This window comes from Hymenobacter sp. M1-2 (assembly GCF_057808495.1).
In genome coordinates this window covers 385,051-407,072 of the sequence record NZ_JBTYZO010000001.1, presented here as the reverse complement: position 1 = coordinate 407,072, position 22,022 = coordinate 385,051, and the positions used below count along the sequence as shown (strand labels likewise).

General features: G+C 57.0%; 21 protein-coding genes. 15 read left to right on the top strand and 6 right to left on the bottom strand.

Annotation, left to right across the window (positions count from 1 at the left end; translation table 11 throughout):
- The first annotated feature begins 76 nt into the window (after nt 1–76).
- From ACYSMN_RS01680 to ACYSMN_RS01655, 6 genes are all read left to right on the top strand, one after another.
- Nucleotides 77–304, top strand: a complete 228-nt coding sequence (locus ACYSMN_RS01680) for a type II toxin-antitoxin system HigB family toxin (RefSeq protein ID WP_488922096.1) — start codon at nt 77–79, stop codon at nt 302–304.
- A gap of 79 nt (nt 305–383) precedes the next feature.
- Nucleotides 384–746 carry a helix-turn-helix domain-containing protein gene (locus ACYSMN_RS01675; protein ID WP_488922095.1) on the top strand — a complete coding sequence of 121 codons (363 nt, stop codon included), beginning with the start codon at nt 384–386 and terminating at the stop codon, nt 744–746.
- Nucleotides 747–1,059: 313 nt separating this feature from the next.
- Complete coding sequence (locus tag ACYSMN_RS01670; protein WP_488922094.1) at nt 1,060–3,324, top strand: NHL repeat-containing protein; 2,265 nt, start codon at nt 1,060–1,062, stop codon at nt 3,322–3,324.
- Nucleotides 3,325–3,820: 496 nt separating this feature from the next.
- Nucleotides 3,821–4,678 (top strand): hypothetical protein, encoded by an 858-nt coding sequence (locus tag ACYSMN_RS01665; protein ID WP_488922093.1) that lies wholly within the window; start codon nt 3,821–3,823, stop codon nt 4,676–4,678.
- Nucleotides 4,678–5,157: a hypothetical protein gene (locus ACYSMN_RS01660; RefSeq protein ID WP_488922092.1), complete on the top strand. Its 480-nt coding sequence runs from the start codon at nt 4,678–4,680 to the stop codon at nt 5,155–5,157. The genes ACYSMN_RS01665 and ACYSMN_RS01660 overlap by 1 nt, the downstream gene beginning before the upstream one ends.
- Nucleotides 5,150–7,222 (top strand): AAA family ATPase, encoded by a 2,073-nt coding sequence (locus ACYSMN_RS01655; RefSeq protein WP_488922091.1) that lies wholly within the window; start codon nt 5,150–5,152, stop codon nt 7,220–7,222. The genes ACYSMN_RS01660 and ACYSMN_RS01655 overlap by 8 nt, the downstream gene beginning before the upstream one ends.
- 267 nt (nt 7,223–7,489) lie before the next feature.
- On the opposite strand, the gene ACYSMN_RS01650 is transcribed toward ACYSMN_RS01655, so the two are convergent.
- Together ACYSMN_RS01650 and ACYSMN_RS01645 are read right to left on the bottom strand one after the other, a co-directional pair.
- Nucleotides 7,490–8,431: a hypothetical protein gene (locus tag ACYSMN_RS01650; protein WP_488922090.1), complete on the bottom strand. Its 942-nt coding sequence runs from the start codon at nt 8,429–8,431 to the stop codon at nt 7,490–7,492.
- A 105-nt stretch (nt 8,432–8,536) separates the two neighbouring features.
- Nucleotides 8,537–8,968: a hypothetical protein gene (locus ACYSMN_RS01645; RefSeq protein ID WP_488922089.1), complete on the bottom strand. Its 432-nt coding sequence runs from the start codon at nt 8,966–8,968 to the stop codon at nt 8,537–8,539.
- Nucleotides 8,969–9,226: 258 nt separating this feature from the next.
- Here ACYSMN_RS01645 and ACYSMN_RS01640 point away from each other — a divergent pair, with 258 nt between their 5' ends.
- Together ACYSMN_RS01640 and ACYSMN_RS01635 are read left to right on the top strand one after the other, a co-directional pair.
- Nucleotides 9,227–10,918 carry a serine hydrolase gene (locus ACYSMN_RS01640; RefSeq protein WP_488922088.1) on the top strand — a complete coding sequence of 564 codons (1,692 nt, stop codon included), beginning with the start codon at nt 9,227–9,229 and terminating at the stop codon, nt 10,916–10,918.
- Nucleotides 10,919–10,935: 17 nt separating this feature from the next.
- Nucleotides 10,936–11,319: a hypothetical protein gene (locus tag ACYSMN_RS01635; RefSeq protein ID WP_488922087.1), complete on the top strand. Its 384-nt coding sequence runs from the start codon at nt 10,936–10,938 to the stop codon at nt 11,317–11,319.
- 258 nt (nt 11,320–11,577) lie between these two features.
- Here the strand turns inward: ACYSMN_RS01635 and ACYSMN_RS01630 are convergent, their stop codons facing one another.
- Nucleotides 11,578–12,114 (bottom strand): YfiT family bacillithiol transferase, encoded by a 537-nt coding sequence (locus ACYSMN_RS01630; protein ID WP_488922086.1) that lies wholly within the window; start codon nt 12,112–12,114, stop codon nt 11,578–11,580.
- Nucleotides 12,115–12,475: 361 nt separating this feature from the next.
- Here ACYSMN_RS01630 and ACYSMN_RS01625 point away from each other — a divergent pair, with 361 nt between their 5' ends.
- The 4 genes from ACYSMN_RS01625 (at nt 12,476) to ACYSMN_RS01610 (ending at nt 17,026) form a co-directional block, all read left to right on the top strand.
- A complete protein-coding gene (locus tag ACYSMN_RS01625; protein WP_488922085.1) occupies nt 12,476–13,411 on the top strand; it encodes a T9SS type A sorting domain-containing protein in 936 nt (311 codons plus the stop codon).
- A 329-nt stretch (nt 13,412–13,740) separates the two neighbouring features.
- Entirely contained in the window at nt 13,741–16,302 is a 2,562-nt protein-coding gene (locus tag ACYSMN_RS01620; RefSeq protein ID WP_488922084.1) for an alpha-amylase family glycosyl hydrolase, read from the top strand.
- A 104-nt stretch (nt 16,303–16,406) separates the two neighbouring features.
- Nucleotides 16,407–16,589: a hypothetical protein gene (locus tag ACYSMN_RS01615; protein WP_488922083.1), complete on the top strand. Its 183-nt coding sequence runs from the start codon at nt 16,407–16,409 to the stop codon at nt 16,587–16,589.
- Nucleotides 16,556–17,026 carry an MBL fold metallo-hydrolase gene (locus tag ACYSMN_RS01610; RefSeq protein WP_488922082.1) on the top strand — a complete coding sequence of 157 codons (471 nt, stop codon included), beginning with the start codon at nt 16,556–16,558 and terminating at the stop codon, nt 17,024–17,026. Before ACYSMN_RS01615 ends, ACYSMN_RS01610 begins: the two co-directional genes overlap by 34 nt.
- Here ACYSMN_RS01610 and ACYSMN_RS01605 read toward each other — a convergent pair.
- Entirely contained in the window at nt 16,946–17,761 is an 816-nt protein-coding gene (locus ACYSMN_RS01605; protein WP_488922081.1) for an SDR family NAD(P)-dependent oxidoreductase, read from the bottom strand. The two genes, ACYSMN_RS01610 and ACYSMN_RS01605, sit on opposite strands and share 81 nt — an antisense overlap.
- 63 nt (nt 17,762–17,824) lie before the next feature.
- Here ACYSMN_RS01605 and ACYSMN_RS01600 point away from each other — a divergent pair, with 63 nt between their 5' ends.
- A complete protein-coding gene (locus tag ACYSMN_RS01600; protein ID WP_488922080.1) occupies nt 17,825–18,241 on the top strand; it encodes a winged helix-turn-helix transcriptional regulator in 417 nt (138 codons plus the stop codon).
- 782 nt (nt 18,242–19,023) lie between these two features.
- Here ACYSMN_RS01600 and ACYSMN_RS01595 read toward each other — a convergent pair.
- Nucleotides 19,024–19,236 carry a DUF433 domain-containing protein gene (locus ACYSMN_RS01595; RefSeq protein WP_488922079.1) on the bottom strand — a complete coding sequence of 71 codons (213 nt, stop codon included), beginning with the start codon at nt 19,234–19,236 and terminating at the stop codon, nt 19,024–19,026.
- A gap of 88 nt (nt 19,237–19,324) precedes the next feature.
- On the bottom strand, nt 19,325–19,471 hold the full coding sequence (locus ACYSMN_RS01590) for a hypothetical protein (protein WP_488922078.1): 147 nt from the start codon (nt 19,469–19,471) through the stop codon (nt 19,325–19,327).
- 136 nt (nt 19,472–19,607) lie between these two features.
- Here ACYSMN_RS01590 and ACYSMN_RS01585 point away from each other — a divergent pair, with 136 nt between their 5' ends.
- Both ACYSMN_RS01585 and ACYSMN_RS01580 read left to right on the top strand, forming a co-directional pair.
- Nucleotides 19,608–20,591 carry an SDR family oxidoreductase gene (locus ACYSMN_RS01585; RefSeq protein WP_488922077.1) on the top strand — a complete coding sequence of 328 codons (984 nt, stop codon included), beginning with the start codon at nt 19,608–19,610 and terminating at the stop codon, nt 20,589–20,591.
- Between the two features lie 137 nt (nt 20,592–20,728).
- On the top strand, nt 20,729–21,928 hold the full coding sequence (locus tag ACYSMN_RS01580; RefSeq protein WP_488922076.1) for a T9SS type A sorting domain-containing protein: 1,200 nt from the start codon (nt 20,729–20,731) through the stop codon (nt 21,926–21,928).
- Nucleotides 21,929–22,022: the final 94 nt, after the last annotated feature.

The following is a 22,022-nucleotide window of genomic DNA, read 5'->3' as shown; positions in this document are numbered from 1 at the left end:
GCTTCTCAGAGGCAGGTCCTTCGCAGGCTCAGGAGGACAGGAAGATTACCAAATCCAGAATTATCTACCTTCACCTGTGGTTATCCTCTCAAAACGAATCATCCGCGAGTTTGGAGAGCAGTACCCCGATGCCGCCGAAGCTTTGCGCGTCTGGTTTGCCGTAGTGGAAGCCGCCGACTGGAATAGCTTGCCGGAGTTGAAATCTATCTACCCTGCGGCTGACTACGTAGGCAACGACCGGTATGTCTTCAACATTCGCGGCAACCGCTACCGCCTTATTGCCCGCATTCATTTCGATATTTGAACGGTGTATATCCGCTTCCTTGGCACCCACTCCGAATACGACAAAATCGACGCCCGTATCATCTAACGCTAGTACCGCCATGCAACTCCGTACCGAAGCCGATTATACCCACGCGCTACACCAGTTCGAACTGCTAGCAGGGGAAGATTACGCTGCCGACGATGCCAAGAAACAGCATCTTATCGAGCTACGCGACGCCATCAACGCTTACGAAAACGACCACGGCCACGAGCCCGGCTCACCGCAAACCTTAGCGGGCCGCATCGAAGTGGAAATGTTCAAGCGCCGCCTCAAGCAAAACCAGCTGGCCGAATTACTCCAGATTAGCCCCAGCCGCCTGAGCGAAGTACTGCGCGGCCGGCGTAAAATCAACCTTGACCTCGCCAAGCGGCTCTACAAGGAACTCCAGATTCCGGCCGAATTCATCCTAGAAGCGGCTTAATTACCTCCCCAAGAAAGCTCATTGGCAAGCATCAAATCCACAACCTGCGCAACTCCGGCGCCGGCCAGGTCCTGCAGGTACTCACCAAGCTAGAAGCCATTGCCGGTGGTCTGAGCGGGATTCAAGAAGTATTGAAGCGGGAGTAGTGCTGCCTTAGTTTACAGCGGCTACGGAGCGGTTTCTCAACCCCACCCCCGGCCCACGCCGCTTGATGCGCGGAATCCTCCGGGAGAGGGGTGCACCCCTCTCCCGGAGGATTCCGCGCATCAAGCGGCGTGGGCCGGGGGTGGGGTCCACCAGTCACACATTCCACATGAGTCCCCTAAGCCTTAGCCTAATTGGAATCTGCGTGCTGGCCCTGGCGGCGGGCAGCTGGCGGGCCCGCCCCGCCCTCTCGCCGGAACCCACCCAGGGCGAAACCCCAAACCAAGCTCCGCCCGCGCTGGTGGTAAGCACCCTGGCGGGCCTGCCGCTGCCCCCCACCTACGCCGATGGGCGGGGAACCAACGCCCTATTTGACCGCGTGGGACCCGTGGCGGCCGATGCCCGAGGTAATCTGTATCTGGTAGCCGGGCAGCAAGTGCGCAAAATCACCCCCGCGGGCCTGGTGAGCACCCTGGCCGGGGAGCCACCAGCCCAACAAGTGCAGGTGCAGGAAGGCGGGGTGATGCGCCTCACGGGTGCCGCCGGCACCGCCGATGGCCGGGGGGCGGCGGCCCGGTTTGGTTCGCCCCAGGGCATTACCGTCTCGGCCAACGGCACGGTGTACCTGAGCGAGAACAACACCATCCGCCGCATCAGCCCGCAGGGCGAGGTAACGACCATAGCCGGGCAGCCCGGCTACGGCGACGAAGCAGCGGGCCACCGCGACGGACCGGCCGCCCAGGCCCTGTTCCGGTATCCTCTCGGCCTGGCCCTCGACGCGGCCGGCAACCTGTACGTGGCCGACTCGCAAAACAAAGCCATCCGTAAAATTACCCCGGCCGGCATGGTCAGCACGTTGGCAGGCGGGCGGGACGAAGACGGCAGGGGTGGTAGCGTAGATGGCGTAGGCCGGGCCGCCCGCTTCGAACATCCTACGGCCCTGGCGCTGGCTCCCGATGGCGCCCTGCTGGTAGCCGATACGGGCAACGGCTGCATTCGCCGGGTGAGTATGCGCGGGGAGGTCACCACCTGGGCGGGGACCATGACCAACACCCGGACCGGCAACTGGCCGGGCGCGGAGCTGGACCTCGACGGAATTCAGAGCATGGTGGTCGATCCGCGGGGCACCATCTACTTCACCTCCAGTGATACCCGCCACACCGTGCGCCGCATTCTGCCCAACCGTACCGAGCCCGTCAGCCCCTGGGCCGGGCAGAAAGATGCCCGCGCCTACGCCGATGCCCCTACGCCCGCCGACGCCCGCTTCAACTTCCCCGACGGCCTGGCCCTGGGCCCCGACGGCACGCTCTACGTGTCCGACGTGCAGAATGGCGTGCTGCGGGCCATTGCCCCCACCGGCCAGGTAACCACGCTGGCCGGGCAGCCGCCCCGCACCACCCTCGACGGCTCCGCCGCGACGGCCACGTTCTACCGGCCCCGGGGCCTGGCCCTCGAACCCAGTGGCAACCTGCTGGTGGCCGATTTCGGCAACGGCCTGGTGCGCCGCGTGAGCCCCACCGGCGACGTACGCACCATCGCGGGCCGCTTTCCGCCGCCGGAAGTACGCAGCCAGGCACCCGAAGAACTATTCGGCCCGGCCGGCGTAGCGCTGGGGCCCGATGGCGCCGTATTCGTGGCCGATGAAGGCCGCAACACCATCTACCGCATCAGCCGCCAGGGCCAGGTGCAGGTCTGGGCCGGGCAGCCCGGCATTGTGGCCGGCAGCAACGACGACGGCTGGTTCGCCAAGGCCCGGTTCAACAACCCCAGCACTATTGCCGCCACCCCCGACGGCACGCTCTACGTAACCGACAACGAAACCGGGGGCGTGCGCCGCATTTCCCCCAAAGGCCGGGTGAGCAGCCTGCAAAAAGGCGATACGCGGCGCGTGAGCCCGTTCAGCAACGAAGGGCACTACGTCTACCCCGGCGCCGTAGCCGTGGGGCCCGATGGCGCCGTGTACGTGCTGCAAGGCCGCCTCACCCGCTACCCGCCCAATGGCGGCCGGCCAGTGGTACTGGCCGGCGACTACGAGCCCGGCTATGCCGATGGCCCCGGCACCCAGGCTCGCTTCCGCTACCCCACCGGCCTGGCCGTAGACGCGCACGGCAACGTGTTCAGCGCCGACCGCGGCAACCACCTCATCCGCCGCGTGAGCCCCCAGGGCGAGGTAACCACCGTGGCCGGGCAGGTGGGCCGCCACCGCTTCGAGCAGCCGCTCAACGAATACTACCTGCGTTTCTACGGGCCCGACGAGAGCGGCGGCATGGAAGGACAAGCCATGGGCGACCACCGCGACGGCCCCGCCGCCCTCGCCCGCTTCAACCACCCCGCCGCCGTAGCCATAGCCCCCGACGGCACCCTCTACGTAGCCGACGAGGACAACAACCGCATCCGAGTTATTAGGCCCGCCATGCCGGAACGTCCTAAGTAGGGTGTGCAGGCACTACGCCAAAAGAACGTCATGCTGAGCTTGTCGAAGCATCTCTACCGCTTCATTCGGCTGAAACCGCTCAATAGAGCTGAGCACAATCGGATGTCAAAAATGCAGCATGATGTTTCGAAAAGCGCACCTCACAACGCGGCTACGACTCTCTAAGTATTGAAGGATGATGTATGCTCCTTCGTAGCAGACGACGATACATCCTCCAGCAAAAAGGAACAAACAGCCATATGTCCTATTACTTATGTATCTCGTTGCTTGCTTAGTTAGTTAAAAATATGTTAACTTTCCACACCCTTTCTCGAACAAAATCGATGACAGTCAATTAAAATGGTTCTTTTAAACGATGAAGTGTGTATCATTACTTCATGCAACGAGGAATTACAATTAGTGTAGTACTTATAATAAAAAGTATATCATGATAAAAACTGAGCACGGCACCTTTGAGGGAAATTCCTGGGAGGACTTCTGCCAACTATGCTTCAAGTTGAAGTATGAAATAGAGGGATATCAAAAAATACCTGCTTGGCAAGGAGACTTAGGCATTGAAGGGTTTACGAGAACAGGCAAGGTATTTCAATGCTATTGTCCTGATGTCGATTATCCACCAGACAAACTTTATGAAGAGCAAAGGGATAAGGTAACATCCGATTTAAACAAATTGGTATTATACGAAAATCAACTAAAAAAATATTTCAAAGATATAAAGATAAAAGAATGGATATTTGTAACTCCCGAATATAAAAAGAAAGACTTAGTTAAGCATTGCAGGGACAAAGCCGATGAATATAGAAACAAAAACTTATCTATTCTAGATAACAGCTTCGACGTTTTGATACATGACATAGGTAATTTCACTGGACAAGTTGCCTTGGTCAAAGGATACCAGCAGCGCAAAGTTGACATAGTACCTCAGAACACTGCAACAGTTACAGACATTATAAATTGGAAAACCGCTCAAATACCATACGTTGAAAATGCTGTTAGAAAGCACGAGCTACGCTTACCACCTCAAATTAAGAACAAAGGCGAAAAAATAGATATCCTCACACAAAACTCGATTAGCGATTTTCTTAACGGCGATATTCTCTTAAGAAAATGGGAACAAACTTATCCGGAAGACTATGAAAGATTCATTAGAATTGTTGATCAATACGAAAAGAGAGTTGCTGAAAAATGTTTCTTATCTACTCTAAGCAGCAATACTCTTTATGATGAAATAGGATTAGAATTGAAATTGAAACTTAAAAGTTCTTTTCCAAATCTCGATGAAGCAATGATTGACAGATTGAGTGATTACGTGCTAGCAGATTGGATAATAAGATGCCCTATTAATTTTGAGTAATGGAACCAATAGAAGCAAGAAAATTATCGTTTACGAAACGCCCGATAGGCGTTCCAGTGAATTATCGACCTATGTATAAAATCGCAGAAATAGTCATAGTTTTAAAACTTTGTTGCCGAAATGAAACATCTGATTTGCTAAAATTACATCTATTCTCTTGGGCGCTCAAGAGCGAAGCTAATAGCATTAAGTTATTAAATTTCATTAGAAGTAATTATCAGGGCAACTTTTCTGTATGGGGAATGGAGCCTACTTTAAATCGCGCTATGCAACTAGCCGTTGCGGATAATATATGCATTATGACAAACGACCAAAAATATCAATTAACAAAAAAAGGAGATGATTTATACACAAAATTAGAACAGGATAAAGAACTATTTAATAACGAAAAAATCTTTCTAAAATCAATTGGCAAGAATAAAATAACAGAGTCTCGAATCAAGTCAATGTCTCAAAACTGGATAATTGAACATGCTTAAAATCAATGCTATCAAATTGGAGGTCAACACCACAAGTGGGCTTTTTGAAACTAATTTCAATTTTAAGCAAGGTCTTAATATAATAAGAGGTGATAATAGTTCGGGAAAAAGTAGTTTGTTTCAAGCTATCCTATATGCTTTGGGATTTGAGGAATTGCTTGGAGGCCGCAATGAAAAGACAATGCAATCTGTGTTGAGAGACTACGTAGAGGATGCAGATGGTAGTCTCTACGAAGTAACTCAGTCTTTCGTTTATCTAGAAATAGAGAACAAGAGCAAAGTAGCAACATTTAAACGCAGTGTAATTAGCAGCATAAAGAAACCGCAACTTATTGATATTATACTAGGACCAGCTTTAACTCAATCCGAGGAATTCTATGATGTAATGCCAACATATGTACATGATGCTGGCAGTGCAACCAACGAACTTTATGGTTTTCACAGGTTCCTATCCACGTTTCTTGAATGGGATTTACCTGAAGTTTTAAACACTAAGGGTGACCTCTCTAGGTTATTTCTACAGCAAATAGCTCCTTCTTTCATAATTGAACAAAAAGCAGGATGGTCTGATTTCCTAGCTACGACACCTTATTATAGCACAAAGAATGTAAAGGAAAGAGCACTTGAGTTCGTCCTAAGCTTAGACGTATATGAAAATGAAAAAAACAAACAGCAGATAAACACAGACAAGCAAATATTACAAAGTAAATGGGAAAATATTTTTTCCCAACTACATAGATTATCGGAAAGAAGCGGAGGCCAGCTCGTAGGAATATATTCAAAACCATTTATAATCAATAACATTAATGATATACAAATAAGATATATAAAGGGCGACAATACTTTATCTCTATCAGAATACGTAGATACTTTTAAACAAGCGTTGCGGAAGATAGAATTACAAAGAACAAAAACTGTTGGAGAAAATACTCAATCTAACGAATTGTTACTAAAAGATTTAAGCACGAGTCTAAGCTATATTTCTTTAAATTATGATTTGTTATTCAATGAAATCAATCTTGATAAAGACAGATTACAACAATACAATAATCAATTAAAAGTAATAGTAGATGACCTAAAAAAGAACAAAGGAGCTTTAAAAATAAAAAAATTTGGCGGTGATATAGGCTCTATGACCTCATTGAATGTGTGTCCAACGTGTGAACAAGAATTAAAAGATTCCTTACTGCCAATTGATATTAATCAAACTCCAATGAGAATTGAAGACAATATTTCATATCTCGAATCCCAGGAAAAAATGATTACTTTATATATCAATGGTCAAAACAAATCAATAGCTAATAAGTCACTTGAATTATCTAAACAGGAAATTCTGCTGTCAGAGACAAGAACTCAAATTAGAAAAATAAAGCAAGAACTATTAGAAAATGACAGAATGCCCTCAGAAGCTGAGATAGAAAAGAAGCTTACATTAAGAAAGCAGATTGACTTCTACGAGAGAGTAAACGAAGAATTATATGAAATAAAGCAACAGATAAAGGAATTCTCTGTAGAGTTTAGCGAAATTTTGAGCAGAGAGAAGAACTTACCAAAAGACTTTTTTTCATTTGAAGATAGAAATAAGCTAAAAAGTTTGGAAAACAATTTTATAAACCTACTTAATAAGTTTAACTATAGAAGTAAGACATTTGAAAACATTATTATTTCGCATGACAGTTATCTACCTGTAATCAAGAAAAAAGTTGAATCAGGTGCTGAAAAGCACTATGATATTATATTCGACTCTTCGGCAAGTGACTTCATCCGGAGCATTTGGGCTTATACCATCTCTCTACTGAAAGCTGCTATCGAGTTCAATACTAACCATCCTAGAATACTAATATTTGACGAACCAAAACAACAAGATATCGCCATGAAAAATTTTAGAACCTTCCTTGAAGAACTCTCAAATTTCACAGAACAACAGGTTATCGTATTTGCTTCTTTTGAAAATTCTGACGCTTCATTTTTAGACGCAACGAAAGACTTGAAATTCACATTAAACAGAATCAACAAGAGACTTGTAGAACGAAAAAAAATCCAGAACGACAATAATAGCTATTGAAAGACACACAAACTGCGTGAGCTTGCAGCTTATAATGAGCCACCACAAAGCGAAGACCTATTGTACCCTAATAGGTAGGCAGAACTATACATAACATTCAAGTAGCAATGGGGAATGTTTGTGTTCCTGATTAAGTCTACTCTATACCTTTTACTTATTTAACGTAACACAAAAAACGCCCCGGCAACCACCGGGGCGTTTCCATTTAAACCGAAGTCGTTAGGCTCCCCCTCTCCACGGGAGAGGGGGCCGGGGGGTGAGGCCCCCCTACCGCACCACCCACCTACCTTCCCCATCCACCTGCTCCAGCAGCACCAGCAGATACGGCGCCTCTTCCGCCCCGAGCTGGCTGTAATCGGCCAGTCGCAGGTCCGTACGGTGTTTCACTACCACGCCCTGGCCGGGGGCCGGCGCGGCGGTGCTGGTCAGGGCCGTGTAGTAGCGCAGCGTGAGGCCCTTGCCGCTGCGGTTGCCCAGCGTCGGCTGGGGCAGGCTGGTTTCGCGCCGGTCGTAGACCAGCGTGGGCTTGCCGTACTGCGCCACGCCCCGGTACCGGGCCCCGCGGGTGGCCGCCGTGCGCACCAGTCGGCGCACCGCCTCGTACTGCGTCACCAGCGCCGGCTGGGCCAGCTGCTGGGCGCGCACCAGCGGGTCCAGCGCTTTGTCGAGCACGGTGGTGGCGTCGGCGAAGAGCTGTTCCAGCTGCCCGGTGGCCGTGCTGGTGCCCGTTTCCACCTGCCGGGCCGTGGCCTGCGTGTCAGCCAGCTCCCGGATATCGGCTTGCAGCGTGGTGCGCACGGCCGGGTCGTAGCCCGCATCGGCCAGCTCCTGCGGGTCCACCACGTCCACGCTCTGGTCAATCTTGCGCAGGTAAGTCAGCAGCTCCGCTTCCTTGGCTTTCACCACCCGGCTCAGCGGGTCCTTCAGGTCGCCGAGCAGCGCCGGATCGGAGCTGACCGTGGTGAGGAGCAGCCGCAGAATTTCCCCCTTCTGGGCGGCCTCGGCCTTCACCACCTGGCGGGCGCGCGTAATGCCGGCGGTGCTGCGGTCCTGCTCCTTCTCCACGGCCGCGATACGCGCCACCAGCGCCGCCAGCGCGTCGCGCCCCGCCCCAATGCGCTTAATAGTCACCAGCGGCGCCCCCGCCTCGGCGAAGAAGCGCAGCACCGCCGCATACATGGTTGCCTGATTCTGTTGTTTGGTGTTCATAATGCCTATGCGTAAAAAAGTAAGAGTGGAAATAAACCTGCCCAACCAGGCAAGCCGCAAAAGCTACCACTTTACCACCTAAGCACAACTATATACCGATGTCTATCACAAATTTTTCTTCCGCCCCGCCCTAGCCGCCGCCACACTCCAGACGGCAGATGGCAGCCGCAAGCAAACAGCCATCACCCGCAAGCGAACAGACATCACCCGCAAGCGAACAGCAATCACCCGCAACCATACAATCATCACCCGCAACGCGCCAGTCATCACCCGCAAGCAAACAGACATCACCCGCAACCATACAATCATCGCCCGCAACCATACAATCATCACCCGCAAGCAAACAATCATCACCCGCAAGCGAACAATCATCAGCCGCACCCGAACAGACATCACCCGCAAGCGAACAATCATCACCCGCACCCGAACAGACATCACCCGCAACCGAACAGACATCGCCCGCAACCGAACAGCCGTCAGCCGCAAGCCGACAACAACCCGCCGCCCATCCACCACCCGGCGCTTTCCATCAGGCACCCGCTCCCACTCCATAATGCCCCCTCGCCCGGCCCACCCACGATTCCGCCCTCCAACCAGCAACCCAGAGTATTTCTCAACTCAACGTACACCTGCTGACGTCTGGCTCCCCCTCTCTGAAGGAGAGGGGGCCGGGGGGTGAGGCCCCCAGCCCCTGCGCCACGGCCGTCGCGCAGCAAGCCAAGAAGGAAGCGGCTAACTGCCCGATAGCCAAGCTTACCCAAATTACCGCGAAATTGCCCCCAACCCCCCGCCCCTATGCCGCACCCGAAACTCCTGCTCTTCCTGCTTCTCCTCCTGCCCCAGCTCGCGCGGGCCCAAAAAGCCGCCCTGCCCGATGCCGCGCTAACCACCCTCATCGACAGCGCCGGCATCCCGGGCCTGGCCGTGGCCGTCATCAACCCCAAAGGCATGGTCTGGGCCAAGGGCGTGGGCGTGCGGGAAGCAGGCAAGCCGGCCCGGGTTGATGAAAACACCGTTTTCTCGGCGGCCTCGCTCAGCAAAGTCGTGTTTGCCTACCTGGTGCTCAAGCTGGCCGATGAAGGCAAAATCGACCTCGACAAGCCCCTCTACCAATACGTGCCCTTCCGCGCCCTGGAGCACGACGAGCGGCACAAGCGCCTCACGGCCCGCCTGGTCCTAAGCCACCAAACCGGCCTGCCCAACTGGCGCTACGGCCAGCTCAACTTCCTCGCCGACCCCGGCACCCGGTTTGGCTACTCCGGCGAAGGCTTCGTGTACCTGATGGGCGTCGTGATGACCATCACCGGCAAGGACCTCGACGAAGTGGCGCAGCAGTACGTGTTCAAGCCCCTGGGCATGAGCCGCAGCAGCTTCCGCTGGCAGCCGGCCTTCGAAGCCAACCACGCCACGCCCCACAACCGTTTTGGCCAACCCACGCCCCTCGAACGGTACCAAGAGTCCAACGCCGCCTACTCCCTCCTCACCACCGCCACCGACTACGGCCGGTTCCTGGTGGCCCTGCTCACGGGCCAGGGCCTCAAACCCGCCACCGCGCAAGCCCTCTTCCACCCTCTGTCTACGCCCAAACGCACCCTGCAAGACACCACCCAGGCCTCCGCCGTCATTCGGTGGGGGCTGGGCGTGGGGCTGGTGCAACAAGCCGGCAACGAAGGGTTCTGGCACTGGGGCGACAACGGCGACTTCCGCTGCTTCTTCTACGTGTCGCGCACCCGCAAACAGGGCGTCGTGTACTTCACCAACAGCCGCAACGGCCTGAGCGTGCTGGCGGCCGTGCCCGCCCAAACGCTAAGCCAGCCGGCGCCCGAGCCCGCTGATTTCCTGGAATATGACACCTACCAAACCCCCTTCGTGCAGGTCAGCCGCAAGGTGCTGAAGCAGGGCGCAGTGGCCGCCGCAACTCCTTTCCTGGGGGCCAAGCCAGGCGGCAAAACCGGGCGTGGCGCGGCCCAGCTGCCAGAAGAGGACTTACTCAGAATAGCCGACGAACTAAGTGATGGCCCGCAACTCGACCAGGCCGTGGCGCTGCTGGCGCTGGGCAGCACGCACTACCCGCAGTCGGCCGGCATCCTGAAGGCCCAAGCCTTTGCGTACCTCAAACAGCACAACCACGCCAAGGCCAAGGATATGCTAGGCCGCTACGTGGCCCTAAAACCCACCGACCAAGCCGCCCAAAACATCCTCAACCAGCTCACCGAGCCCACTAAAGGCAACGTGACGCTGCAACTACCCGGCTTCCCCACCGCCCGCCTGATCACACTGGCCGGCAGCTTCAACAACTGGCAGCCGCTGCACACCCTATTCCTCAAAAAAGGCAACACCTGGCGCTGCACCCTCCAACTCCCCCCCGGCAGCTACCAATACAAAATAGTAGTAGATGGCAACTGGCAAACCGACCCCACCAACCCCAAAACCCAGAACGATGGCAAAGGCAACACCAACTCCGCGCTAACGGTAGCAAGCAACTGAACGCCGGTTCCCCAAGTATGAACCCGCCCCTCGTCCCCGCCGATCTGCTGTATGCCTGGCTGCAACCGTGGTCAAACGGTCGTGCATCCCTCACGCCCCAGGTCTGGATAGAGGGCCACCCGCGAACCAATGCCACGTTCTACCTGACGCGCATCGTCAGCACCCTACCTGGCCAGGGCCACGGCAGCACAGCACTAGACAAACTCTGCCACCTCGCCGACCAGGCCCAATGCACCTTGATCCTGCCCGTCACTTCGCTTTCCAAACCCTCAGACGTCGGCTTGTCCAAGGAACTGCTCTACCAAGGGCTCAGCAAACGAGGCTTCGTTTCTCGCGGCAAGATTGGCACAAGCGCGCTGATCCGCCGCCCGCAAAGCAATGCTCTGCCCCGCCAACCATAACAAGATATTCTTATCCAATGTGAGTCTGTAGGTGAGGCAAAGGCTCAGAAACAAGCTTACTCAGGTTGTGGCGTAGCCGCGTAGCGGCTGAAGGATTGTAGAAAACCAGACCTGAAACGCCCCCGCGCCGCGTAGCGGTGCCAGAAACGCCAGCCCATCTGGCACCGCTACGCGGCGCTCCCCCGAACCGACTTGGGGCTACAAACCTGTCGCCGCTACGCGGCTACTCCCCAACTGGAGTAAGCCACTTGCTTCCCCCTACCCTTCCCGACTCAGCAGCTCAATGTGCGCCAGGTGGTGCCGGCCGTGCCAGCTGTACTGCACCAGCGCCTGGTCCAAGGTGTAGGTTTGCTGATAAAGAGGATGGTAGAAGGTGCGCTGCCACTGCTCCTCATCCAGGTGGCGCAGCAACGTCACCCAGCGCGTGTGCAGAGCCTCCAGCAGCCCCAACGACACCGTCACGGGCGTCGCGTCGTTGTCGGGCAGCGCAGCCCAGGCGTTCATGTCGAAGGCGCGGATGGTGGGGTGGTCTTCGGTGAGGGCCAGGCGGTAGCGCAGGTAGAAGTTGAGGTGCACGTCGGCCACGTGGTGCAGCACCTGCCGGCCGGTCCAGCCGCCGGGGCGGTAGCTGTTTTCCAGCCGCACACCGCCAGCTCGCCGGGCCGCCGCCGTGAGCTGCGCGGGCAGCTCGGCCAGCTGCGCAATGTATACCTCACGCTCGGCGGGCGTAAGAGGGGCTTCCGGCAGTACGGGCCGCCCAATGGGATACTGCAAGTCGGCGAGGTTGTTTTCCATAGCCGCAAACATAAAACAAGGCTGGGGTCTGGTGGCCTTGTCGGCGCGGCGCAACAGCTGTCCACATGCCCCACGAGGCCATTCGGGGAGTACGCTCTACCCGAAATAAGCAACGAAATGACCCAAACATGCGTCTCTAGACTTTAGAAAAATCAAGCAGCAGGTGCCTGATCTTCCTAAGACAACTGCTTACTGGCAAGAAGAATCCGCTTTGCTGCTGTTGACTTCCGGCCCACCTACCGCATCATCATGGCAACTTTTTGTACACCTCTTGCCTAAAACAAAGTGTCTGTTTTTGCCTTTCTGGTCCTAGTTTCACCCGCTCAAACTCCATCCTTTCACATCCCTTCTTACCCCATCAATGAAACACTTACTACGCTCTCTTTTGTATGCGCCTGCTCTTCTGCTGGCAGTTCATACCGCCTCGGCCCAAACCATCCCGAATGCCGGCCTCGAAACGTGGGAATCCCGTGGCAACAACCTCATTGAAAGCCCGCAAGGCTGGTACACCACCGACGACTTCTACCTGACCGTCGGCGCTACCTTCGATGCCGGCACTGTTACCAAATCGACCGACGGCCACACCGGCAGCTCGGCGGCCCAATTGCAGACGCAGGTGCTAAATGGCACCCAAGGCCCTTTCAGAACTCCCTCTATCTTCTTATTAGGTACCCCTGCCAACACTGACTTAACCGGCAACCTTGTTCGAACGGGTGGTATTGCCTACACCGGCCGCCCCACCAGCCTCCAGTTTTGGTACAAGGCCAACATAGCGGCCAACGATACCGTGGTAGCAGGCGTGTTCCTGAGCAAAAACGGCCAGATTATTGGCGGCGCCGCCCCCTCAATCACCTCTCGGGTCAATACCAACACCTATACCCAAGGCTCCATACCGATTGAGTATTTCACGACCGAAACGCCGGATACCCTCCGTATTATTTACATCGTTGGTAATGAAACGGCTACAGGCACCTCCTCTTTCCTGGTCGATGATTTTTCCTTCGCCGGTGTCGTCGCTTCAACTGGAAATCCTCAGCTCAAAGCTGCCCTGAGTGTATATCCTAACCCAAGCACCACTGGCGAGTTCTCTCTGGCTTCTTTATCGAATCCAGCGGTAGCCACCGCGCCTTTCACCGTAACCGATGCTCTTGGCCGCCTGGTGCTCAAGCAAGGCAAAGCGGCCAGCAGCCTGGCCAATGGCCGCCCCGTTGACTTGCGCAATCAGCAGCGCGGTGTGTATCTGCTGCGCCTGGAAACGCCCGAAGGCCCGGTCACGCAGAAGCTCGTTGTTCGCTAAGGTTTTTCCGTTCGGACAACCGTTTCCATAGCTTAACCCCTCCCTTTTCCCGCCCTCCGCGCCGGTGCCATTCTATGGCGGCCGCACGGAGGGCGGCCTCATTTCCGCCTCATGCTATCCGGCCCACGGCGCGTAAGCAAAAGACACCGAGCAAGCAGGCAATAGATGCTACCTGACACCCTGGTTTTCCGCCACCTAGCTTCCCGACTCTGACTTAGGGAAAGCCTAATCCTATTTAAGCACGTCACTTCATGGTCTTGCTATCAATTCCCGTGCTTATCAGCTACTTTTAATCTCTGCACCTGTTGCCTCTTCGCCAAGCCCATCGCATGAAATACCTTTTACTCCTCCTCACCCTACTCGGCGCCCTAGCAGCCCAGGCCGTGCCGCTCACCTTTCGGGTTGATATGCGCGGCCAAACCGTGTCAGCTAGTGGCGTACACGTGGCCGGCAACTTCCAGAATGAGGCCGGCTTTCCCGCCGACTGGAACCCCGCTACCACCGCCCTCACCGACGCTGACAACGACGGCGTCTACGAGGTTACGGTGAACGTGCCGACGGGCGTGTACCTCTATAAGTTCGTGAACGGCAACGCCTGGCCCGGTGCCGAGCTTCCCCCCGTTACCTGCGGCCAAGACGACGGTGGGGGCAACGTGAACCGCCAAGTGGTGGTGGGCGCTATGGCCGTGCGCCTACCTAGTGTGGCGTTCGGCGAATGTGCTACGCAGGTGCTGTTTTCGGTGAACATGCGCGGCCAGACCGTGTCGCCCAACGGGGTACATGTGGTGGGCAACTTCCAGGCACTGGCCGGCTACGGCCCTAACTGGAACCCAGCTGCCCTGCCCCTCACCGATGCCGACGGCGATGGTATCTACGAGGTGCAGATTTCGCTGCCCGCGCCCGGTCGCTTCCAGTACCGCTTCGTGAATGGCAACGCGGCCGCCAACGCCGAAACCGTGCCCGCCGCCTGCGGCACCGACGACGGCACCGGCGCCCTGGCCCGCATGCTCGACGCCACGGCCGCCGTGAACACGGTGCCTACGGCCTGCTTCGGCACCTGCCAGGCCTGCGGCCCCTCCCTCACCGGCTACACCACCCACTGGTGGAACGACGCCGTATTTTACCAGATCTTCGTGCGCAGCTTCTACGACACCAACGGCGACGGCCGCGGCGACTTCGCCGGCCTCACCCAGAAGCTCGACTACCTCAACGACGGTAACCCGGCCACCACCACCGACCTCGGCATCACCGGTATCTGGCTCATGCCCATCGCCGAGTCGCCGAGCTACCACGGCTACGACGTAACCAACTACCTGGCCACCGAGCCCGACTACGGCAGCATGGCCGAGTTTGAGGCCTTCCTGGCCGCCGCCCACGCCCGCGGCATCAAAGTAGTGATTGACTTGGTGCTGAATCATTCGTCCATTCAACATCCCTGGTTCACGCAGTCGGCCAGCAGTGCCACCAACTCCTTCCGCGACTGGTATATCTGGTCGAACACCAACCCCGGCTACCTCAGCCCCTGGGGCCAGCCGGTGTGGCACGCGCGCGGCGGCAGCTACTACTACGGCGTGTTCTGGAGCGGCATGCCCGACCTCAACTGGGGCAATCCGCAGCTGAAAGCCGCCATGTGGGACGTGACCCGCTTCTGGCTCAACAAAGGCGTGGACGGCTACCGCCTCGACGGCGTGAAGCACCTCGACGAAGACGGCGCGGTACAGGAAAACACGCCCGAAACCCTGGCCATTCTGGAGGAATTCCACGACGTGGTGAAGACCGCCAACCTCAACGCCTTCAACGTGGGCGAAGCCTGGACCGCCACCTCCGCCGTGGTGCCCTACGTGCTCAACGACCGCCTCGACGCCTGCTTCGAGTTCGATCTGGCCTCGGCCATCCTCAACGGCGTGAGCACCGGCAATCCCACCGCCCTGCGCAACCAGCTGGCCCTCGTAGACCGCTCCTACCCCAAGCTCCAGTACGCCACCTTCCTCACCAACCACGACCAGGACCGCGTAATGAGCGTGCTTGGCGGCAACCAGGCCCGCATGAAGCAGGCCGCCGCGCTCTACCTCACCATGCCCGGCGTGCCCTTCGTGTACTATGGCGAAGAAGTAGGCATGCTCGGCGCCGGCCCCGACGAAGACAAGCGCAAGCCCATGCAGTGGACCGCCGGCGCCCAGGCGGGCTTTACCACCGGCACGCCCTGGCGCACCATCAACTCCAACTTCGCCCAGTTCAACGTGGCTACGCAAGCGGCCGACCCGGCCTCGCTGCTCAACCACTACAAGCAACTCATCCGCCTGCGCAACACCTCCGCGCCGCTGCGCAAAGGCTACTTGCTGCCCGTCACGGCCTCGGCCAGCGCGGTAATCAGCTACGCCCGCGTGTTCGAGCAGGAAGCGGTGGTGATGGTGTCCAACCTGAGCAGCGCGGCCGTCAACAGTCCTGCTTTGTCGCTGCCCGTGTCCACGCTGGCGGCGGGGGCGTACCAGGTCACGGAATTGCTGTCGGGGCAGGTGGCAGGTACGGTTACGGTCGATGCTCAGGGCTCGGTCAGCGGCTGGACGGTGAGCTTGCCGGCGCTGGCGGCCAACCAGTCCTGGCTGCTTCGCCTCACTTCTACCCGGCCTAACAGCACCGCGGCTCAAGCTGCCTTCGCGCCGCAGCTCTACCCCAACCCCGCCACCGAGCAAGTGCAGCTAGAGCTGCCCGGCACGGTAGCCGGAGGCCAGGTGCAGGTCTACGACCTGCAAGGCCGGCTCCTGCGCACCAGCCGTTTCGCCGGTCGCCGCCACAGCCTCAGCACGGGCACCTGGGTCAATGGCACGTACTTCCTCCGTATTCAGGCTGGCAAGAACGTATCGGTGCAACGGCTGGTGGTAGCGCACTAGCGGCTAGCAGCGCCTATTGTACTCAAGCAGCGTTGTAACAAGGCCCGCCGGCAGAAGCCGGCGGGCCGGCGCTGTTGCCAGAAGCTTCCGTTATTTCCCTCAGCATGGCCGCTCGCCCCGCCATTCCGCAGGTACCCTTTGTCCGGCCCGATGGACGGCTGCTTTCCTGTGAGTTGCTGCCGGTGTCGCCGGGCTGGGAGCAAAACCGCACCTTGCCGCGCGGCCATCACCGCCACGACTTTCACGAGCTGCTGTGGCTACCATCGGCGGCCTCGACTTCGTGGTAGAAGACCTGGGCGAAGGCGAAACCTCCAATATGTCGGTGGTATACTTGCCCGCCTCGGGCACTCTCTTCGCCGGTGACCTGGCTTATCACCAGGTGCACCCGTGGCTGGTAGAAAGCCACTCGCAGGCGTGGCGGCGTCAGCTCGCCCAGGCGCAGCAGCAGTACCAGAACGCCCAAACGGTGTACGTGGGCCACGGCCAGCCCGGCACCCTGGCCATGCTAGCCGACCAGACCGCCTACATCGAGTTCTTCGATGCCCTGGTCCAGCAGCACCTGCGCGAAACCACCGACGGCGTCCTGGGCCCCGACGAAAGCGGCATACTGCCGCTTTTTTTATGGTTGAGGTTGACCCTGCGCTTATTTATACGAATACGTGGAATAGCCTCCATCAACAAGAAGCTCTGTACCCGTAATAAAGCTGGCATCATCAGAAGCTAGAAACAGGATGGTTTTGGCAATTTCTTCCGGTTGAGCCAATCTTTGTAGCGCGGTAGTGGAAGCCAGAGAACCCTGCGCTTCTTTGGGTACTACGCTTAGTAAACCGTCCGTTTCAACTGGCCCCGGACTCACGATGTTGACTCGTATTTTCCTCTCGGCCAGTTCATTGGCGGCTACTTGCGCGATTTTGTTCACCGCGCTTTTGGTCGCCGAATACACACTCGTGTTGAGATTGGCGGCGGTGGCAACCATCGAAGACGTGAACAACACGACGGAGCCTCCCACCAAATACGGCATCAGCTTCTGCAAGGTAAAGTAATGCCCTTTCACGTTGGTGTTGAACTGGGCATCGAAGTCTGCTTCGGTCGTGTGTTCGATGGGAGCAAAAACCCCGATTCCGGCGTTCAGCAGCAGCACATGGAGGGTTTTAATGCTCTCCGCTACCACCTTTTCTAAATCAGCGACCCCGGCTAGACTTGAGGTATCTGCCACAATCGTTTTTAGGTTAGGACTATTGAGCTTGGCCGCAGCGGCCTGTAGGTTGCCTTCGCTTCGACCCGTTATCCAAACCGTGGCACCAGCATTGAGAAAGGCTTGAGCAGTGGCAAACCCTATTCCAGTGCTGCCGCCCGTGATGACCACATTTTTTTCCGAGAAATTCATTTCGCTTACGTTATGTTGGTTGGTGTACTCAATGGCAAGCGGAGTGATAAAAAGATGTAAATTCGCTTGCACATTGCAAGACAAATGTAGGGTATTTAACTTTCAATTTGCAAGTAAAACAAACATTCTTTTTCTATGAAGTCGCAAAAACCCCGTTCTGACTGCCCTATCAGCTTTTCCCTGGATGTACTGGGCGATAAATGGATGCTGCTAATCCTGCGCGATATGGTGTTCGAGGGCAAATCGACGTATGGCGAGTTCCTGCAATCAACTGAAAAGATGGCGACCAACATCCTCGCCGACCGGCTTGCCACGCTCGAATCTCAGGGATTTGTCACCAAGCAAGTCGCCGCCGACAAGAAGTCAAAGTTCACTTACCGCCTCACCGAGAAAGGGCTGGATTTACTTCCCCTACTAATAGAAATTACCCTTTGGGGAGCTAAGTACAGTCCGGCAGGGGGCAACGCGACCTTACTCCAGCAATTGGCGACTGACAAGGAGGCGACCCTGGCGCACTACCGCCAACTAGTGCAGGCTCAGCAGGCCAACTAAGGCGTAATGGGTGTTAAGTGCTGCTAGCCGGCCCATTGGTATCGCGCAGCAACTGTTAAGATTGGGTCGGCATCCCTGCGAGTGTTGCCGGCCACAATACGTTGTCTTAGGCTCTCATCGAGCTTTCCATCATTTAGTGCGGGCAGGTTCGTGCTAAGGGATGTATCTACGCTCCGGCGCTAGCTCAAGAGAGAAGGGCGGGGTAGGCCGCTCGTGGCAAATGGCTACCCAATTGAGGCTGTCCCGAACTGTTCTCCTGCACTGGATAGAGTGCGGAAACGCAACTTCTTCCCATTCCTGCTCAGCCTCAATATCACCCATCAACTCGGGCGTAAAATGCCGCAGCGCGTCGATTAGCTTGATAAAGTAGTGTGACTTGCCAGTTGAAAAGCTGGCCGCAAAATCAGGGTACTAAGACGGCCACACGGTCGTCATAGAGTTTTCTACCCTCGAACTAGGCGCGGAATTCATGCTGTGGGCCTGCTCCCGATTTCCCCAACAGGCAGTCCTGGTTCTATACAATAACAACTATTCCATGTCCCTGACCGCCGCCAAGCATTTGACAGAAGCGGAAATCATCAGTGCGTTTGCTTGAACGTCTTGTTATGTCCGCATATCAACCGCGGCATTAGCAGTTCTTTTCGCCCTCGCTAATACCTTGGTAAAAGCTGCGATGGCAATAAAATCAATCAGAGGCTAGTAAAATCTGCTCATCCATCCCGAGCGCAAATTTATCCCAGCCGCAGCAGCCACAACCCAAACTCCTTCTGCTCGCCTAGAAGCTACGGCAGCTGCTTAGCCGCATACAGCAAGCAAGCCCGCACCTGCGCCGCGCCAATAGCCGGAAAATCTTCTTCGATATCGGCGGCGCTCATGCCGTTGGCCAGCATTTCCAGCACCTCCGCTACCGTCGTGCGCGTGCCCTTCACGATGGGCTTCCCAAAGCGCACCTGCGGGTTCAGTTCAATGTAAGCGGTAATGGCGGCAGTATCCATAGCAAGAACGTAACGTGAGTAATAATCAAAAGTAACCAAAAAGGCCCCGGCAACTACCGGGGCCTTTTGCTAACCTCACTTCTTTTCCCTATTGCCCGTAATCTGAGCTGGCTCTTCTTTCTCCCCCTCGCTCCCGGCGGACGCGCTTCAGCAGTTGCGCCTCCATGTAGTCCTTGAGGCGCACAGGGTCGGATCCGCAGTAGAGGTTCCAGCCGTCGGCTATCAAGTTCCGCATCGTGGCGTAGAGCTGGGCGAGGGTGATGCGGTTGGCGGCGGGCAGGCGCTGGGCGCCGGTCGGGGTGGTCAGGCTCGGCCATAACTCCGGCCGCGGCCCGGCTGTATACCCTGGATTCGCCCTTCACGCCTCCTCCATGACCAAGCACCCCCTCCGCGACGCCACTGTCGTTATTACTGGCGCTTCCAGCGGCATTGGCCGCGCTACAGCTCTCACTTTCGCCCGCCATGGGGCCCGCGTGGTGCTGGCCGCCCGCCGCGCCGAAGTTCTGGCCGACGTGGCCGCCGAATGCGAGCACCTCGGCGGCGCAGCCCTGCCCGTACCCACCGACGTTACCGATTCGCAGGCCGTGCGCCACCTCGCCGAAGCTGCCGCCGCTTTCGGGGGCGGGGGCATTGATATCTGGGTGAATAATGCCGGGGCAGGGGCCGTGGGGTTGTTCGAGCAAGTGCCGCTGCCCACCCACGAGCAGGTGTTGCGCATCAACCTTTTCGGCTCGCTCTACGGCGCCTATGCCGTGCTGCCCTACTTCCGGCGGCAGGGGCGCGGCATTCTCATCAACGTGGTATCCCTGGGAGCCTGGCTGCCCGAGCCTTACACCACCGCTTACACCGCCAGCAAATACGGCCTGCGCGGCCTCTTCGACACATTGCGCGCCGAGCTGAGCGCCGAGCCTCGCATCCACGTCTGCGACGTCCACCCTTCCTACATCGACACGCCCGGTTTCCAGCACGGGGCCAATTACACCGGCCGCCTCATCAAGCCCGCCCCGCCCGTATTCCCCGCCCAGAAAGTAGCCGACACCATCGTGGCCCTGGCCCGGCACCCCCAACCGTCGGTGATAGTAGGCTGGACCGGCAAAGCGCTGCGCCTCACGTATGGCCTGGCGCCGGCTACCACCCGCTGGGCGTTCATGCAGTTCTTTTCCCGCTACATGGACCAGGCCAAGCACGTGCCCATCACGGAAGGCAGCCTTTTCAGCCCCGCTCCGGCCCCTCACGGTAACGGCATCTCCGGTGGCTGGAGCGCCTCCAGAACGCCCCGCAACGGCCAGAAATGGGCCGCCGCTCTGGCCGCCGGCCTCGCCGTGGGCCTGTATGCCTGGCAACAACGCAAGTAATCGGGTGAAATACTGCTCGCAATCTGGTGCAATTCATTGCGAGCCTGCTTTGCCCCTAATTCACAGGACGAACTGGGCGTGCCAACCAAGTTGCGACAAATATTGGGTAGCTTTAATTAAACCAGCCCCTCAACCCGATGAAGCGATTCTACTCTCTCCTGCTTACTCTGCTAGGCACGCTCCCAGTCCTCGCTCAGTCCACTCTCTCGTTTACCCCCCTTGCGAGCCTGCCCGATGGTGGGCGTTACGGCATGGGCTACTGCCAGGATCAGAATGCCTTCTATATGGTAGGCGGCGGGAGTCCTGCTACCGCTTATAACACCAGCGTCTTCCGCTATTCCGTGGCCGACAACACCTGGGCGGCGGTGCCCGGCACCAGCGTAGCAGCCCAGCGTTGGGCCTCTGCCGTCATCCTCGACCCTAATCCTTCCACTGGGACCATCTACGTGCTCAATGGCGGCACCGCTGGCCCGCCCATCGCCACGCTTCAAACCCTGCCCCTGAATGGCGGCGCGGGCACTACTATTGCCAACCCCACTCCTGCTTCCATGGCCGGCGTGGCCGTCTGGAACGGGCTGATTTACACTTTTGGTGGGCAAGTAGCCGGCGGCGCGTTCAGCAATCAATTGCGCGCCTTCAACCCAACTACCGGCACCTGGACCACGCTGGCGCCTATGTTCGAGGCGAAACAAGCCTATGGCGCCGCCATCAATGGCAAAATTTACGTGGTGGGGGGGTATGACGGCACAGTAAATTCGGCCCGCGTTGATGCCTACGACATTGCCACCAACCAGTGGCAGGCCCTCGGGACACTGCCCGCAACTGTTTCCAACCAAGCTGTAGCCGTGCAGGGCGAGTGGCTCTGGCTGGTCGGCGACTTCACCAACCAGAGCTATCTGGCGGCCTACAACACCCGCACCAGCCAGCTGCGCACCTTCACTTCCAACCTGCCCCCGCGCCGCAACGCCGCCGCCATTGTCCGCGACAATCGGCTCTATGTGTGGGGCGGCAACACCGCGGCCTCCAACGCGTCTACCCTCGCCGATATGTGGCAAGCCAATCTGGCCGGCGTGCTGGCCAATTCTACCGCCCAAGCAGCGGTACCGGAGCTTAGCGCCTATCCCAACCCCAGCGCCACGGGCGAGTTCACGCTAACCCTCCCTGCCGGCACCCGTGCCGTAGAAATACACGATGCCTTGGGCCGGCTGGTGCAAACAGCTGCGCCTACTACTTCCCGTTACCTGCTTCAGTTGGACCACCAGCCAGCCGGTGTGTACTCGGTACGGGCGCGCACGAGTGCCGGCCTCAGCGCACCTTGCCGAGTGGTGCGGTTGTAGCTCTTCGACCATTCCGCGTTTCTGCGAAGCAGGCAGTAAGGACTCCTCATACCTCTGTCATCTTGCCGCCTGAAGGACCTGAAGGGGGCACCTT